The organism is Corallococcus sp. EGB (genome assembly GCF_019968905.1).
In the GTDB taxonomy this organism is placed as follows: domain Bacteria; phylum Myxococcota; class Myxococcia; order Myxococcales; family Myxococcaceae; genus Corallococcus.
In genome coordinates this window covers 6,246,813-6,261,977 of record NZ_CP079946.1, presented here as the reverse complement: position 1 = coordinate 6,261,977, position 15,165 = coordinate 6,246,813, and the positions used below count along the sequence as shown (strand labels likewise).

The window sequence follows — 15,165 nt, the reverse complement described above, 5'->3', positions numbered from 1 at the left end:
GGGCGGGCGCCGTTGCCGGCACGGCGCCCACCGTCCACGCCTCCCGAATGACCTTCCTTGCCCCGGTCGTCCTGACGCTCTGGGTGTCGGCCCAGATTCCGCTGGCCACGCAGGTGGAGCTGCCCACCGGCGAGGTCGTGGAGCTGGCGGCCGACTACGTCGTCTACGAAAACGACATCCTCACTGCCCGGGGCCACTGCGAGCTGCGCAGCGGCCCCAACGTGCTGCGCGCGGATGAGGTGACGTACAGCGAGGCCACGCAGGTGGCCACCGCCACCGGCAACGTGATGTTCGTCAGCGGCCTGATGGCCGCCATCGCGGACGACGTGCGCGTGGACCTGCGCTCCAACGAAGCCAACGTGAAGGGCGGCCTCTTCATGCAGAAGAAGGGCGTCACCCCCGAGGCGCTCCAGGCCGCGAAGACGCCGGACGAATTGCGCAAGATGGGCGAGACGCCCGTCCTGATGAGCGGTACGCGCATCCGGCGCACCGGGGAGACGGCCTTCTCCGTGGACGGCCTGGCCTTCACCCCATGCCAGTGCGGCCCCGGCGAGCCCAGCTGGCGCGTGGAGGCGAAGGAGGCCAACGTGAAGATGGGCGAGCGCGCCATCCTCACCTGGCCCGTGGTGTACGTGCGCTCGGTGCCGGTGTTCGCGCTGCCGTGGCTGTACCTGCCCCTGGCCGAGCGCCGCTCCGGCCTGCTCATTCCGCGTCCGTCCAACTCCGGCCTCAACGGCTTCGCGCTGGATGCACCCGTCTTCGTCACGCTGGGGGAGAGCTACGACCTGACGTTCACCCCCGGCTTCTACACGGGCGGCGGTGACGTCACGAACCCCCGGTTCCTCCAGGAGGACGGCACGCCCATCCGCGAGCCGCGCATCAACGGCGTGAAGGGCCCGCGGCTGCTCACCGAGTTCCGCTACGTCCCCAGTGAGCACACGCGCGGCCGGGCCACGCTGGGGTTCCTCTACGACCTGCGGCCCCGGCTGAATCCCACCACCATCGATTTCTTCCGAGTCCTGAACCGGACCGACCCGCAGCATCCTTTCGACACGGCGGAGATCATCGACGAGAAGCGCGGCCTGCGGGGCGAGGCCTCCTGGCAGCACACGCAGGACCTGGGCGACGGCTGGCACGACCGTGTCGACGCGTACTTCGTGTCGGACGGCTTCTACACCCGCGACCTCACGGCCGACCTGCTGGTGCAGAACTACAGCTACCTGCGCAGCACCGCCGTCGTGTACCAACGCCGCGACGACCGCTACCTGGGCCTTGACGTGTCGCTGCGCCAGGACCTGCGCTACCCCTTACGCTTCTTCCAACCCAACACGATTCCCGCCGCGGCCGCGGTGAGCGGCGTCGCCACCGAGCCCCACGGTCCGTCGACGTTCCAGCGGCTGCCGGGCATCACCCTGGCCCTGCCGCAGCGTCCGCTCTTCGGCGGGCGGGTGACGGGCGGGATGCAGATGGAGTACAGCCGGCTGGCGCCCCTGCGCAGCGGCGGCTTCGCGGACGACGGCTCGGACGGACTCTTCTCTCTCTCCGGTCGGTGGCGCCCGGAGGGAACGCCCCTGAATACCGACCCCGGGACGCTGCCCTTCGACCTGCTGGAGGGCAACGGCCGCTTCGATCCCACCGAGCGCGAGGGCCGCGACCGTGTGTCGCTGGCCTCGCGCCTGTCCACGTCCTACGGGCTGGGCACGTGGGGCCGCCTGACGCCCTCGCTGGGGTTGCGCCAGGACGTGTCCGTGGGCGAGGTCTCCGGACGCGCCGCCTCGCGCGGCTACGCGCTGGCGGACCTGGTGCTGGACTCGCAGCTGGCGCGCACCTTCGCGGACAAGGACACGCTCTACCGCCACACGCTGTCCCCGTCGGTGACCCTGCGCTACGTGCCCGGCGGCTGGGGCCACGGGCTCACCGCGCTCAACGGCAATGGCACCGGCACCGTGCCGCTCATCTACGACGAGTGGGACTCCGCCGTGCCGCTCCAGTCCAACGGCAGCGTGCGCGGCTTCCTGCACGCCGTGGTCGCCGTGGACCAGACGCTGCGCGTCCGCAAGGGCCCCACCACCCGCGAGCCGCTGCGCCTGCGCGTCGGGCAGGGCTTCGACCTGTCGCGCATCGCGCCCGTCGCCGGCCGAGACACGGTGCAGGGCAGCGTGCTGCGGGACACCTTCGCGCGCCTGTCCGCCAGCGCCGGCGTCATCACCGCGGGCGGGCTCGTGCGCATCGACCCGACCACGCGCGACATCACCCAGCTGTCCGCCGACTTCACCATCGACAATGGCAAGGGCAACGCGCTGTACGCGCGCTACGACGACCTGCTGGCCGTGAAACAATTGTCAATTGATCGTGGGTTGGATCCTTTGGCACAAGGACCCGATTTCGTACGTCGGGGCGTGGACATGTTGGTGGGAGACGCACCTCGTCCCCTCCCGTCCCACAATGACCAGCTTGACCCCACTCCGACCGAACGGGCGCAGGCACTCACTGTCGGTACGCGAATCAAGCTCGGATTCGGGCTCGGGTTGCGATACGAAGCGTTGGTGCAACCGCTTTATAAGGATCTGAATACCCAGGAAAGTCAGCCGCTTGCGCAGCAGACCTTCGGCGTGTCGTATGGACCCGCCTGTGACTGCTGGCGCATTGAGGGCGTGATGATCCTGCGGCGCAATCAGACGCCGGAATTCGCCGGCGTGAACCTGAGTGTGGCCGGATTCGGATCCTTCGGGTCGGGAGGATAGGAATCACCCGGCGTACGCGAGCGTTGCACTCACCTCGAAACATCCCCCAGAGGAGAAGTACTTCGTGTCGGATCTCGGAAAAAGAATTGGCCAGCGCATTCGCGAGCTTCGCACGCAGCGCCCGGAGCGATGGACGCAGGAGGAGCTCGCGGAGCGTGCGCAGATCAGCGTGTCCTTCCTGTCCATGATCGAGCGCGGCGAGCGTGTGCCGCACGTGGAGACACTGGCGGCGCTTTCCAACGCCCTCAGCGTCAGCCTCGGTGAGCTGTTCACGGGCACCGAGCAGACGCCCGCCCAGACGGAGGACCTGCTGCGTCCCCTGTCGGACTTCGCTCGTGCCCGCGGCCTCAACGCGCGCGACGTGGACCGCCTGCTCGGCGTGGCCCGCGTGATGTTCAACGGCTCGGCGGCCTGAGTCCCTTCCGGGGAAGGCCTTCCCCGTGCGTGCCCCTTCCGCCCGCCTCCCCCTCGGCGAGGCGGAGGGCTCCACGTAAGGATTGACCCCGGAGCCCCGCGTCCGTAGCGTGGCTGGCTGATTCTTGAATCAACCAGCCATGGGAGGACGCGTGGGCCAGCAGAAGACGGCGCCGGAGAGCGGGACCCGGGAGAGCGAGCGCCGCCGCACCATCCTGCGGGCCGCCATCGACGTGTTCGCCCGCAAGGGCTACCACGGCTGCCGCATCGCGGACGTCGCCAAGGAGGCGGGCGTCGCGTACGGGCTCGTCTACCACTACTTCAAGAACAAGGATGAGCTGCTGGAGACCGTCTTCGAGACGGGCTGGAGCGGCTTCATCGCTCGCGCGCGCGCCGTCGCCGAGAGCGAGGGGCCGCTGGTGGAGAAGGTCCGCCGCATCGCGGACGTGGCCTTCGAGGCCTACCGCGTGGACCCCCGCGCGGTGAAGGTGCTGATCCTCGAGATTGCCCGCTCGCCGGCCGGCGCCCGCATCAACCGGCAGACGGCTTTCGTGGACGTCATCCGCCTGAGCGCGCAGATGTTCACCCACGCGAAGGAGGCGGGGGAGCTGCGCCCGGACGTGGATCCGCTGCTCGCGTCCGCGCTGCTCTTCGGCTCCATCGAAATGGGCCTCACCGCCTTCGTCGTGGGGCTGGCGGACGCGCGCGACACGGCGATGCTCGAGCGCGCCAAGGCGCAGATCGCCGACTCCTTCCTCCACGGCGTGCTGCTGGGCGGCGCGTCTCCCCGCGCGGAAGCCGCGAAGCCCGAGGCGACGAAGCACGAGCCCTCGAAGTCCGAGCCTCCGCGGGGCGAGGCCGCGGAGGACCCGGCCCCGCTGAAGCGGGAGAAGGCCGCCTCCAAGGCGAAGGCCCCCAAGCGCGGCTGAAGCGCCTCGCGCGGCCTGCTGGGCGACCGCCTTACGGCGTGCCCAGGCCGGAGGCGTTGGCGGCCACTCCCGGCGTCTCCGGGGCGCCGGTGAAGTCCAGCTTGAGCAGCGTCTGGCCATCCACCCAGCGGTCATCCGCCTTCACGCCCCAGTGGAGGTGCGGGCCGGTGACGCGGCCGGTGCTGCCCACCAGTCCCAGCGCCTCGCCCTGCTTCACCTTCGCGCCGACCTTCACGTCGACGCGCGACAGGTGGAAGTACGCGGTGTAGAGCCCCGCGCCGTGGTGCAGCAGCACGGTGTTTCCGGACGCGTAGTTGTCGCGCGCCATCACCACCGTGCCGTCGTTGGCGGCGACCACCGGCGAGCCCGTGGCGCCGTCCAGGTCCACGCCGAAGTGCTGCGTCTGCAGCTTGCCGTTGAACGAGCGGCGGTCGCCGAAGGGCGCCGTCACCGTGGCCTCGCGCGGCCAGGCGAAGTTCCGGGTGAACACCGGCGCCTGGAAGGGCTGCGCGAACGCCGCGGCGAACGCCTTGCGGTCCGCCTCCATGCGCGCCTTCACCGCCTTGGGCGGTGACACGTACTTGTTGGCCACCTTCAGCTCGCGCTCGCGGAAGCCCGGCGCGCCCACGGTGAGCACGCCGGACAGCAGCACCGGCAGGCCTCGCCCGGGGGCGGTGATGTCCACCGGCACCGTGCCCTCCGCCTGCTCCACCGGGAGGCTGGTGAGGGCCGCGTAGCCGTTGTTCCACGCGAAGAAGCGCAGGGGCCGGCCCGCGAGCGTGCCCGTGGGCAGCGCGGACGCGCCGCTCACCGTCACCAGCACCGGGTCGCCCGGCTTGGGGTGGGTGGGCTGGAGCGACAGGCGCGGACCCTCCAGGGGCGCCACCTTCAGCGGCGCGAGCTCTCCCTGCACCACGGCGCCCGGCGTGGGCGCGCCCGGAGCGCGCAGGCCCGGCGCGGCGGCCGTGCCCGTGGAGACCGGCACGCTGGCGGTCACCACCCTGGCGGAGGCGGCGGGCGTGGCGGCGAGCGCCGGAGCGCCGGAGGCGAGCAGGGAGAGGACGAGGACGCGAGCGGCGGCAGGGTTCCGGGCGGACATGGGCCGTTCTTTACACCACGCACGCGCGGAACCTTCCCGGTCCGGCATCGTGCGTGTCGGCTGTCTGCTTCTCTGCCCGGAAGGGCTCGGCGGGATGCCCGCTGGTGGACGTCCGGCCGCACGTGCCAGGGGCCGGACACGTGCCTCTGCCGGTAGTGGGATGTCCCCGGAGGCGAAGCGGTGTTCCTGGCCGGACGCAAGGCAGGCAGCCGGGCCAGTTCTTCCCGCGTCAAGGCGTTACGGACGGCGAGGGGCTCCCTAGCTTTCCCACATCAACAACGCACCGCATCGACTTTTTCGAAAGGAGAGAGCGCGCATGCCCCGCTCCTATAGCTTCGACCACTTCCAGGTTCCCAAGACGCTGCCGCCGCAGAAGCGCAGCCTGCGTCAGCGCGACAAGGCGCACCTCGCCCAGTCGTCGCGAGGCGCGGTGGAGGACCACGAGGGGCTCCACTACGGCAAGAGCCATGCGCAGACGGAGGAGATCCTCGCCGCCCGCAAGATGGAGCACCAGTTGGAGGAGTTGTCCCGTCCGGAGGCGGACGCCAAGTTCTCCCACGGGCCGGTGTCGAAGGTGAGCGGGGCCTCGAGGAAGCAGCGCAAGGCGGCCGCTTCGCCGGTCATCGGGACGACGGCGCCCATTGGCGCGCTGCCGCCCACCCAGGAGCGGCCGCTGGCGCAGGGCCGCCTGCCGGACCTCCTCGACGAGGCGCGCCGGCAGCTCAAGGCCATCCAGTCCGGCGTGGGCGACGTGGCGTCGGCGGTGCAGCGGCTGGCGACGCTGCCCTTCGAGGCGATGCGCATGGCGGCCCGGCGCATCCGTCCGGCCTGAAGGGGAGGGTGAACAGCGCGTGGAGCTGACCCTCGTCTCCTACAACATCCACTCCGGCATCGGCGTGGACGGAGCCTTCGACCTGGAGCGCGTGGGCGCGGTGCTCCGCGAGGTGAACGCGGACATCATCGCCCTTCAAGAGGTGGGGGACTTCCGGGGCAAGACGCCCCGGGAGGATCAGCCCGAGCATCTGGCCCAGATGCTCGGGCTGCACATGGCCTTTGGCCCCAACGTCGTCCGCAACGGGCGCAGGTACGGCAACGCCATCCTCAGCCGGCTGCCGGTGCTCAAGTCGAAGAACTACGACCTGAGCGTGCCGCGCCGCGAGCCCCGGGGCGCGCTGCGCTGCGACCTGGACCTGGGCGGCGGACAGCAACTGCACGTGTTCTGTCTCCACCTGGGCCTGTCCGTGAGCGAGCGGCGGCGGCAGGAAGCGCTCCTGCTGTCCGCCGACCTGTTGCGCGACGCGGCCCGCAAGGACCCGATGGTGGTGTGCGGGGACTTCAACTCCTGGGGCAATGGGCCGGTGTCGTCGCTCGTGCGTGAGGCCATCCACGACGCCGCGTTCGAGCTGGGCGCCGCCGCGCGCACGTACCCCACGCGGCTGCCCCTGTTCCGGTTGGATCGCATCTATGTGGACTCCGGCGTGAGGCCCGTGTCGGTGACGCCGCACCGCTCGCCGTTGAGCCGGGTGGCGTCGGACCACCTGCCGCTGGTGATGCGCTTCGAGGCGCCCATCTCCGTGCAGCCCCCCCTCGCACCGCCGGTGCAGCTGATCGGCTAGGAGGGTGGGCTTGCGCTAGGCTTCCCCGCGGGTCCGGTGGTTTCTCGCGTTGAGTGGCCGACGCTGGCGAACGCCGGACAAATTCCTCGCGCTGTGGTTGTCGCGGGGAGGTGGGGTGCCTAGGTTGGCGCCCACGCGCACAGGGACGTGAGCGTCGGCCGGAGAGCGCATGCACGTGGGCAGTGAACAGACGGATCGCGGCGTGGCCGCGCTCGTCGGGCGCATGGCGGACGGCTTCAGTCGGTTGGTGACGCAGCACCTCCAGCTGGCGCGCGTGGAGCTGGCGGAGGACGCGAAGGCCATGGGCCTGGACGTGGCGAGCATCGCCGTGTTCGTGCCCTTCCTGCTCGTGGGCTACGCCTTCGTCTGCGGGGCGCTGGCGGCCGTGCTCGCTCCGTGGACGGGGTGGGCGGGGGCGCTGGGCCTGATGGGCGCGGTGAACCTGATGGGAGGGGGCCTGGGCATCCTGCGCGCGGTGAAGCGCATGAAGTCCCGCCAGATGATGGATGACAGCGTCAGCGAGCTGTCGCGCAGCATGGCGGTGCTCACCGCGCCGCCCCCGCGGGTGTCCCCGACGCCCGGGGTGAACACGCTGAAGGACACGACGGGAATGGCTTTCAAGGAGCCGCGGGATGGCCGCTAGCAATGGACACCTGCCGCGCACCAGCGCGGCGCTTCGCGAGGAAATCGAGCGCACCCGGGCCGACCTGGCCTCGTCGGTGAGCGCGCTCCGGGTGGAGGTTTCGGAGGTCACGGACTGGCGTCAGTGGGTGCGCAAGCATCCCTACGCCTGCGTGGGGACCGCCTTCCTCGTTGGTTACCTGGTGGGCTCGCGGCGCTGAGCGGCGCCGGCCGGCCCGGATGCAGACACTTCAAGACGCAATCGGAAAAACGAACGCACAGCAGAGGGCTTCCATGGAAATCAATCCGCAGCAGATGGCAGACCGGGCGCGGCAACTTCAGGAGCAGCTGCCGAACATGGACGAGGCTCGGCAGAACCTGGTGGACATGAACCGTCAGGTCGTCGGGTTCATCAAGGCCAACCCGGGGACGTGCCTGCTGGGCGCGCTGGCGGTGGGCTTCATCGTGGGCCGCATCGCGTCCCGCTAACCGGTTGCCTGGAAAGGGAGCACGGACATGACGAACTATTCAGGCACGACGGGCAACGGCACCGACCACGGCGGTGACGCGGGCTTCGGCCAGCGCGTGGATCAGCTGGGGTCGGACGCGCAGCAGTTCATGGACAACGCGCGCAGCGCGGTGGCGGACCTGGGGCAGGCGCTGGACTTGAAGGGGCGCGTGGAGCGCAACCCCTATGGCACGCTGGCCATCGCCATGGGCGTGGGCTACGTGCTGGGCGGCGGTCTGTTTACGCCGCTGACCGGGCGCATCCTGAAGCTGGGCGTGCGGCTGGCCGCGCTGCCCTTCGTGAAGGATGAGCTCTTGGGCATGGCGGAGTCCGCCTTCCAGGGCTATCAGACGGGCCGGGGCACGCCGCCCTCGGGCAGCGTCTAGGATTCGCGAAGCACCCCGCGTCTTTCCCCCCGAAGTCATTTCCCCGGAGTCGGACATGCTGAGCCTGAAGGACTTGAAGAAGCTGGACAGGGACGACGTGCTGGACCTCATCGGCCTGGAGACGCGCCGCACGACGGCGGAGACGGCGCTGCCGGCGCTGGGCATCTTCGCGGCGGGCGTGCTGGTGGGCGTGGGCGTGGGCCTGCTCATCGCGGACAAGCCGGGCAACCAGCTGCGCGGCGACCTGCGCCAGCGCATCCAGGGCGGCCAGGACAAGCTGGCCACGGCCATCAACAACGCGCGTGGCCAGGAGACCCAGCAGGGCGCGGGCTCCACGGTGCCGCCGGGTCAGCGCACGACCTGATTCCAGGGAGCGTGTGAAGGACACACAGGCCTCTTCCCGCTGGAGCGCGGGGAGGGGCCTTCGTGTTCGCGCGGAGTGAAGGCGACTTGGCATAGGATTTCCGGCCATGTCCCGTTTCCGTCTGCTTTGGGTGGCATTGCTGGGGTTGAGCCTGGTGCGGTGCACCGTGCCGTCTCTGGAGGACCTCTGGAGGGAGAAGGAGTTCTGCGCGGCGGGGGATGAGGATTGCGGCATGTTGCACATCCGGGTGGATGCGCAGGGGTTCGTGCCGGGGTGTCTGAAGTTCGAGGCGAAGGAGCCCGGGGGCACCGCGACGCGAATGGCGACGGTGCCGTACCGGGGGACGGCGCGCGCGGGCACGACGCTGACGCAGGGGTTCTCCCCGCCCAAGGGCTGGGGACTCACGGTGACGGTGTCTGTCGCCGCGTTCGAGCAGGGGTGTGATGGGCAGGCCGTGACGGCGCAGGACCATGTGTCCACGCTGCGCGAGGGTACCGTCGCCACGATGGATTTCACGCTGGTGGCGTCGGACGCGGACGCGGATGGCTACGTCAGTGTGCTGACAGGGGGCACGGACTGCGATGACTCGAACGCGGCGGTGCATCCGGGCGCGGCGGAGGTCTGCAATGGCGCGGATGACAATTGTAATGGCGAGACGGACGAAGGTTTCAGCGTAGGCAATCGCTGTTTTGACGGCTCGACGCAGTGTGATGGGGCGTACCAGTGCACCGCGAGCGGCACCGGGGTCCAGTGCCAGCCTTCTGGCCCGGTGCCAATCTGGTATCCGGACGAGGACCAGGACACCTATGGTGCACTGGATGGCGGGATCGCCTCATGCGTGGCTCCAGCCGGAGCGTTCGCGCGGGAGGGCGGGGACTGTGACGACGGAAATCCATTCATCCACCCCAACGCCCCTGAGCTCTGCGACGAACAGGACAACAACTGCAATGCAATGATTGATGAGGCTGGGGCCTGCCTGGCTGGCTCCCCGACATGGGCAGGTCAGACCGTATTGGATGGTGGGGCTGATTTTCTTGCTGTCTCAGTCTACGGCGACGGCGGGGTCTGGGCCGTAGGTGTTGATTTGGTCCGCGTGGTCAAGACGCCGGAATCGACGGAGCTTGTCTCGCTGCCGAAAAGGTGTACGTCTGGACCGTTCCCCCTGAATCTGTATTCCGTTTGGGCCCACCCCCAGACAGGGATGGCATTCATTGGCATCGAGGATGGCGTGTTGATGGTGCAGACACCCGCCAGCATGGCCTGCACGCCGCGGACGGCGGTCAACCCCTCCTCCATCACGACGTCGGGGCTCCAGGGATTCGTCGCGGATGGAGGTGTCGAGATCTACGGCGTGGGCAGGGACTCCGCGAAGGTCAGTGGAGCGACCTTCATCTGGGATGGAGGAACCGCGGCCGTGACGGCCAGTCCCGTCGAGGAGACCCGGTTGCGCGCCGTTCATGGAATCTCCCCCGAGGTCATGTTCGCGGTCGGGGAGCCCGCATCGTCAGCCATCTACCGCTACGATCCTGCCCTCGCGACCTGGACGTTCAATGGCTCCGCACCCTCGGGAGTGAGCTTGAACGCGGTCCATGTCGTGAATCCCAGATTGGCCTATGCCGTGGGAAGCGGGGGCACGGTGCTGCAGTGGAATGGCACCTGGTCCTCGCTCCCCGGGCTTTCTTCGACACGTGAAAACCTGACGGGTGTGTTGGCCTTCGGCACGCATTCCATCTACGTCACCAGTGAGGGCGGGCGTGTCTTTCGCTTCAATGGCACTTCCTGGAGCCCGGTGTATTCAGGTGCGGCGATCCATGGGATTGCTGGCACCCGTCCTGATGACATCTGGGTCGTCGGCCGGTTCGGTCAGGTCGCCCACTATCCGGGTTGGCCGCAGTGACGAAGAAGCGCCCCCCGAAACATTCCCCGCCGCCGGACGCACCGAAGCATGATGCCAGGGCGATGCGTCACGACACCCCCGTGGATGTTCCCGCCGTGGCCGAGTCCCCGGCGCTCCCCGTGCGAAACACAGACACGCCGTGGACCGGGCTGACCTCCAGTCCCGACGGCGCGCTGGGGCAACTGCGCGCGCTGGAGACACTGGAGTCCACCTACGACGCCTGGGCGGAGCTCAAGCGCGGGCACGCGGCCTCCGTCATCCAGTTCCGCGAGGAACAGTCCCGGCTCACGCAGCAGGGCTCGTTCCTCCTGGGGGCCGTGCGCGCCGCGGGCATGGATGCCGGCTCGGCGACCCCGGGCCTCCAGCAGCAGGGCGCCGCCAGCGACTTCCTCCGCGACGCCGAGGCGAAGCTGGCCAAGGCCCGTGAGGCTGTCTCCCACCGCGAAGCGGAGAGTGAAGCCCGCTACCAGGCCGCGTTCACGGAGGTCCGCGCCACGCTCCTGGATCGCGTGAAGCGCTACCTCCAGCGCAGCCAGCCGCACCTCACGCTGCTCCTGCGCCGCGTGGGGGCGGAGCGCTCCATCCTCCACATCGCCCGCGTGCAGCCGGATGAGGCCGTCCTGCTCTGCTACCTGCTCACGCAGCGGGTGCCGTCCCGCTACGGCTTCCTCTTCGATGACTCCACCGAGGACCTGTCCCTCCCTCCCGCGCCCCTCTACGCCGAGGAGTCCATTGCCTCCGACGCCGTGCGCCCGGACGCACAGGGCCTGCTCCACGTCCTCGACGCGAGCACGGACGTCGTGCCGTTGAAGGGCTTCCTCCCCGTCCGCGTGCCCAGGTCCGGGGGAGGGGAGGACTTCTTCCGCCTGCTCCAGCGCGGCGCCGTGATGGAGGTGGAGATCGCGGACGGTCCTTCCTTCCGCAGCATCCTCACCCGCGAAGAGTCGGAGCGCTTCGCGGGCCACCTCCTGCGCCTCAAGCTGGAGGGGCGCATCGGCCTGGACATCGAGGCCGGGTAGACGCGCTCAGTTCGTCCGCACGATGCCCACTTCCGCGGTGCCCGCCAGGACGACGCTGCCCAGGAAGAGGTTGTCGGACTCCGGGCCGCCCGTGCGCACGGCCTGGAAGATGATCAGGTACGTCTGCTTCGGGTTCGGGAAGGCCGTGGCCGGAATCGTCACGCGCGCCTCGCGGAACGTCGCGGGTGTCGCCGCCAGCTGGAGGAATTCCACCGGCGTCGTCGGCACGTTCGAGTAGGTGGCCTGCCCCTTCTCCCCATTCGAACCCAGCGGCACCACCGTCACGAAGCCCAGCGTCCGGTCCTGGTTCGGCGGAGGCGCCGGCCGGTCGAACGCGAACGCCGTGTTCGCGTTGATCCGCACGAAGCCCTCCTTCGGGTGGAACGCCTCGATGCCCTCCTTCGGCGGCGAGTCCTCCACCCGCGCCTCGTACTTGGCCCCCGCCTGCTCCGCGAGGAACGAATACGTGGCGCCGGACGCGTACTTCAGGTCGTCCGTGGAGTCGCTCGTCACGCCGTAGCTGCCGCCGCCCTGGCCGTTCAGCGGAACGGCCGCCGCGCTCCCGGCGCGCAGCGACACCGTGGCCCCACTCAGGCCCTGCGGCTGCGAGTTCTCCCCGGACTTCGTCCCGAAGAACACGAACGCCGCCGTCTGCCCGGGGAACGTCACCACGTCCCCGCCGTCCGTCCCCCCGTCGTAGCCCGCCATCGCCAACGCGGACACCTCCACCTGCGGCGTCGCGAGCAGCGTGCCCACCATCACGTGGTCCGCCCTGATCTGGTTGGTCGTCTTCTCCAGGTCACAGGCGAGCGGCGACAGCAGGGACACGGCAGCCAGGGCGGACAGCAACAGGCGTTTCATGGGCACTCTCTTGTGCAGGACACGGGTGACGGCGGCCCACCATACCGCGCGCGTTGCCCATGGGCGCGGGCCGCCAAAGCGGTATCCTGGACGCCGCTCGTGCAACGCCTCCGCATCCACTCCTCCGGCCGCCGCTTCCTCCACCGGCTCGGCTTCTCGCTCGTCATGGCGGCCCTGTTCGGCTGCCTGCTGGGCCTGCTCGTCTCCCAGCGCGCCACGCGCCCCTCGCGCCCGGACGACACGCCCGCGCCCCTGTTCTCACCCTCCGGGCTCATCGAGGCGCTCTCCCATGCGCTGGACGGCGGCGAGCGCGTCTTCTACGACTGGCGCATCCGCCAACTGGGCGAGGTCTCCGAGCGCTCCGACCGCGTCGTGCTCGTCTCCATCGACGACGACACGCTCGCCGAGGCCCAGCAGGGCCCCCGCGCGGACATCGCCGCGTACCCGTGGCCGCGCCAGGTCATGGGCGGCATGGTGCACCGGCTGGTGGAGGAGGGCGCCTCCGTGGTGATGCTGGACTTCGCCTACCCGGAGCTCAGCCCCCGCGCCTGCGTCACCCCCACGCGCTCCGGCCGCGGCGCCCTGTCCCAGGACGACGACGCGTTCCGCGCCCTCCTGGACCAGGACCCCGGCCACTCCGTGCTCGCCTTCCGCTGGGGCGCCGAGGGCACCCGCTCGCTGTCCCCCACCGGCCGCCTGTGGCCCTACCGCGTCCGGCTGGGCAGCTACCCCGGCGTCACCGAGGCCCGCGCCCGCGCCCAGGCCGTCCTCGCCCTCCAGCGCCCCGCGTTCCTCATCCCCGCCGGCAAGGACGTGGAGGTCTGGGCCGGCGTCGCGGACGAGGGCGAGGGCCGCAGCCTGGGCGACCAGCTGGGCGCCGCCTCCGCGTCCATCCAGGAGCGCCGCGCCGCGGACGACGCCTTCCGCGTCGCGCCGTCGGACCTGTTCCTCGCCCTGGCCTCCGTGCAGGTGCAGGGGCTGGACCCGGAGAAGCTCCTGGAGGTACGCCAGCTCCAGCACCCGGTGACGCCGCTGCTCAGCCCCGCCAGCGGCTACGGCGCCACCACGCTGCCCGCGGACCCCGACGGCGTGGTGCGCGGCGTGCCCCACCTCGTCGCGTACAGCCCGCGCGGCGGTGCGCGCTACGTCCTTCCCTCGCTGCCCCTGGCCGCCGCGATGCGGCTCGCGGGCACGCAGAAGCTGCGGTACGCGGACGGACGGCTCTACATCGGCGACAAGTACTCCGTGCCCATGGACGCGTCCGGCTACAGCCTCCTGCGCTGGGAGGCCCCGGCGGCCACCCGAGGCGCGCGAGGCCCGCTGGCCCGCTCCATCCGCGCGTGGAACGTGCTGCTCAACCTCTTCGACAAGCAGGAGGCGCGGCCCGCCCGCTTCGACCACGACCTGGACGGCCGCGCCGTCATCCTCACCAACACCAGCAGCTACGCCCCCGAGCGCCGGGTGACGCCCATCGGCCCGGGCATCGCCAACGGCGCGGTGCTGGGCCAGGCGCTCGCCAACATCCTCGCGTCGGATGGAATCACCCGCGCGCCGCCCAAGGTGGACATGCTCGCCACCATGGCGCTCGCGTTCTTCGGCGCGTTCCTGGCGCTGTCCTTCAGCTGGCTGCTTCGCTCCGTGGGCGGCGCCTTCCTCTTCGTCTGCGTGGCGGTGGCGGCGGGGGCGGGCTACGTGGGTGCGGCGGGCTATGTCTTCGTCCACGACCAGCTGTGGATCGCTGTCGCGGGGCCGCTGTGGTCCGGCGGGCTCGCCTTCCTGGTGACGACGCTCTACGCCTTCCGCACGGAGCAGGACGTGCGCGAGTTCGTCCACAGCGCGCTGGGCCGCTACGTGAGCCCGGATGTCGCGCGGCTGGTGGCGCGCGACGTGAGCCTGATGAAGCCCGAGCGCCGCCAGATGTCCGTGTACCTCTGCGACATCGAGGGCTTCACGCGCCTGTCGGAAGCCCTGCCGCCGGAGCAACTGGTGCCGCTGCTCAACACCTTCCTCACGGAGATGACCGCCGTGGTGCGCGCCACCGTGGGCCAGGTGGACAAGTACATCGGCGATTCAGTGATGGCCTTCTGGGGCGCGCCCGTGCGCACGGACCGCCACGCGCACCTGGCCTGCGAGGCGGCCCTCAAGCTCCAGGCGGCGCTCGCGCAGAAGCAGCCCCTCTGGGAGAAGCAGTTCGGCCACCGGCTGTCGGTGCGCGCCGGCATCGACACGGGCGACCTGCTGGTGGGCGACATGGGCAGCGAGCTCAAGTCCCACTACACCGTCATGGGCGACGCGGTGGGCATGGCCGGCCGGCTGGAGGCCGCCAACAAGGAGTACGGCACCCAGGTGCTGGTGGGGCAGGCCACCGCGCAGCTCGCCAGCGACGCCTACGTCTTCCGCGAGGTGGACCGCGTGCTCCTGCGCGACCGGCCCCAGCCCGTGCGCGTGCACGAGCTGCTGGGCCGCCGGGGCGAGTTCTCTCAAGAGAAGCAGGCGGGCATCGCCCTCTACGAGAAGGCCCTCACCGCCTACTACGCGCGCGACTTCATCCTGGCCCAGGAGCTGTTCCGCCGCTGCACCGTGGAGCACGGCGACCCGGTGGCCCGCGTCTACGTCCAGCGCTGCCAGCACCTCATCCAGACGCCGCCGCCCGAGGACTGGGACGGAGTCATCCGCTGGGGCCGCCGCAGCACGGACCCGCGCTAGG

15 protein-coding genes are annotated in these 15,165 nt (G+C 70.3%); 13 read left to right on the top strand and 2 right to left on the bottom strand.

Annotated elements, in window-relative coordinates:
- Positions 1-47 precede the first annotated feature (47 nt).
- The 3 genes from KYK13_RS25730 (at position 48) to KYK13_RS25720 (ending at position 4,087) form a co-directional block, all read left to right on the top strand.
- A complete protein-coding gene (locus tag KYK13_RS25730) occupies positions 48-2,744 on the top strand; it encodes an LPS-assembly protein LptD (RefSeq protein ID WP_223634577.1) in 2,697 nt (898 codons plus the stop codon).
- 64 nt (positions 2,745-2,808) lie between these two features.
- Positions 2,809-3,159 carry a helix-turn-helix domain-containing protein gene (locus tag KYK13_RS25725; RefSeq protein WP_014398120.1) on the top strand — a complete coding sequence of 117 codons (351 nt, stop codon included), beginning with the start codon at positions 2,809-2,811 and terminating at the stop codon, positions 3,157-3,159.
- A 151-nt stretch (positions 3,160-3,310) separates the two neighbouring features.
- A complete protein-coding gene (locus KYK13_RS25720) occupies positions 3,311-4,087 on the top strand; it encodes a TetR/AcrR family transcriptional regulator (RefSeq protein ID WP_223646764.1) in 777 nt (258 codons plus the stop codon).
- Between the two features lie 31 nt (positions 4,088-4,118).
- On the opposite strand, the gene KYK13_RS25715 is transcribed toward KYK13_RS25720, so the two are convergent.
- Entirely contained in the window at positions 4,119-5,186 is a 1,068-nt protein-coding gene (locus KYK13_RS25715) for a M23 family metallopeptidase (protein WP_223634573.1), read from the bottom strand.
- Between the two features lie 316 nt (positions 5,187-5,502).
- On the opposite strand from KYK13_RS25715, the gene KYK13_RS25710 reads away from it, so the two are divergent.
- The 9 genes from KYK13_RS25710 to KYK13_RS25670 all read left to right on the top strand — a co-directional run bounded on the left by KYK13_RS25710 (position 5,503) and on the right by KYK13_RS25670 (position 11,597).
- Positions 5,503-6,018: a hypothetical protein gene (locus KYK13_RS25710; RefSeq protein WP_223634570.1), complete on the top strand. Its 516-nt coding sequence runs from the start codon at positions 5,503-5,505 to the stop codon at positions 6,016-6,018.
- Positions 6,019-6,037: 19 nt separating this feature from the next.
- The gene (locus KYK13_RS25705; RefSeq protein WP_223634567.1) at positions 6,038-6,802 is read left to right on the top strand and encodes an endonuclease/exonuclease/phosphatase family protein; all 765 of its coding nucleotides are present in this window, start codon (positions 6,038-6,040) and stop codon (positions 6,800-6,802) included.
- A 169-nt stretch (positions 6,803-6,971) separates the two neighbouring features.
- Complete coding sequence (locus KYK13_RS25700) at positions 6,972-7,445, top strand: phage holin family protein (RefSeq protein WP_223634564.1); 474 nt, start codon at positions 6,972-6,974, stop codon at positions 7,443-7,445.
- Positions 7,435-7,644, top strand: a complete 210-nt coding sequence (locus KYK13_RS25695; protein ID WP_223634561.1) for a DUF3618 domain-containing protein — start codon at positions 7,435-7,437, stop codon at positions 7,642-7,644. Before KYK13_RS25700 ends, KYK13_RS25695 begins: the two co-directional genes overlap by 11 nt.
- A gap of 73 nt (positions 7,645-7,717) precedes the next feature.
- Entirely contained in the window at positions 7,718-7,912 is a 195-nt protein-coding gene (locus KYK13_RS25690; protein WP_223634558.1) for a hypothetical protein, read from the top strand.
- 27 nt (positions 7,913-7,939) lie between these two features.
- The gene (locus tag KYK13_RS25685) at positions 7,940-8,317 is read left to right on the top strand and encodes a hypothetical protein (protein WP_223634556.1); all 378 of its coding nucleotides are present in this window, start codon (positions 7,940-7,942) and stop codon (positions 8,315-8,317) included.
- Positions 8,318-8,372: 55 nt separating this feature from the next.
- Positions 8,373-8,681 (top strand): hypothetical protein, encoded by a 309-nt coding sequence (locus tag KYK13_RS25680; RefSeq protein WP_223634553.1) that lies wholly within the window; start codon positions 8,373-8,375, stop codon positions 8,679-8,681.
- 106 nt (positions 8,682-8,787) lie between these two features.
- The gene (locus KYK13_RS25675) at positions 8,788-10,578 is read left to right on the top strand and encodes a putative metal-binding motif-containing protein (RefSeq protein WP_223634550.1); all 1,791 of its coding nucleotides are present in this window, start codon (positions 8,788-8,790) and stop codon (positions 10,576-10,578) included.
- 62 nt (positions 10,579-10,640) lie between these two features.
- Positions 10,641-11,597, top strand: coding sequence for a hypothetical protein (locus tag KYK13_RS25670; RefSeq protein WP_223634547.1), 957 nt, complete (start codon positions 10,641-10,643; stop codon positions 11,595-11,597).
- Between the two features lie 6 nt (positions 11,598-11,603).
- Here the strand turns inward: KYK13_RS25670 and KYK13_RS25665 are convergent, their stop codons facing one another.
- On the bottom strand, positions 11,604-12,458 hold the full coding sequence (locus tag KYK13_RS25665) for a hypothetical protein (RefSeq protein WP_223634544.1): 855 nt from the start codon (positions 12,456-12,458) through the stop codon (positions 11,604-11,606).
- A gap of 99 nt (positions 12,459-12,557) precedes the next feature.
- Between KYK13_RS25665 and KYK13_RS25660 the strand changes: the two genes are divergently transcribed.
- Positions 12,558-15,164 carry a CHASE2 domain-containing protein gene (locus KYK13_RS25660; protein WP_370645162.1) on the top strand — a complete coding sequence of 869 codons (2,607 nt, stop codon included), beginning with the start codon at positions 12,558-12,560 and terminating at the stop codon, positions 15,162-15,164.
- Position 15,165 lies beyond the last annotated feature (1 nt).

Excerpts from the sequence above, each read along its gene's own strand:
- KYK13_RS25680 (WP_223634553.1), top strand. The coding sequence starts at position 8,373 with ATGCTGAGCCTGAAGGACTTGAAGAAGCTGGACAGGGACGACGTGCTG.
- KYK13_RS25700 (WP_223634564.1), top strand. The coding sequence starts at position 6,972 with ATGCACGTGGGCAGTGAACAGACGGATCGCGGCGTGGCCGCGCTCGTC.
- KYK13_RS25715 (WP_223634573.1), bottom strand. The coding sequence starts at position 5,186 with ATGTCCGCCCGGAACCCTGCCGCCGCTCGCGTCCTCGTCCTCTCCCTG.
- KYK13_RS25690 (WP_223634558.1), top strand. The coding sequence starts at position 7,718 with ATGGAAATCAATCCGCAGCAGATGGCAGACCGGGCGCGGCAACTTCAG.
- KYK13_RS25665 (WP_223634544.1), bottom strand. The coding sequence starts at position 12,458 with ATGAAACGCCTGTTGCTGTCCGCCCTGGCTGCCGTGTCCCTGCTGTCG.
- KYK13_RS25695 (WP_223634561.1), top strand. The coding sequence starts at position 7,435 with ATGGCCGCTAGCAATGGACACCTGCCGCGCACCAGCGCGGCGCTTCGC.
- KYK13_RS25670 (WP_223634547.1), top strand. The coding sequence starts at position 10,641 with ATGCGTCACGACACCCCCGTGGATGTTCCCGCCGTGGCCGAGTCCCCG.
- KYK13_RS25730 (WP_223634577.1), top strand. The coding sequence starts at position 48 with ATGACCTTCCTTGCCCCGGTCGTCCTGACGCTCTGGGTGTCGGCCCAG.
- KYK13_RS25685 (WP_223634556.1), top strand. The coding sequence starts at position 7,940 with ATGACGAACTATTCAGGCACGACGGGCAACGGCACCGACCACGGCGGT.
- KYK13_RS25710 (WP_223634570.1), top strand. The coding sequence starts at position 5,503 with ATGCCCCGCTCCTATAGCTTCGACCACTTCCAGGTTCCCAAGACGCTG.
- KYK13_RS25675 (WP_223634550.1), top strand. The coding sequence starts at position 8,788 with ATGTCCCGTTTCCGTCTGCTTTGGGTGGCATTGCTGGGGTTGAGCCTG.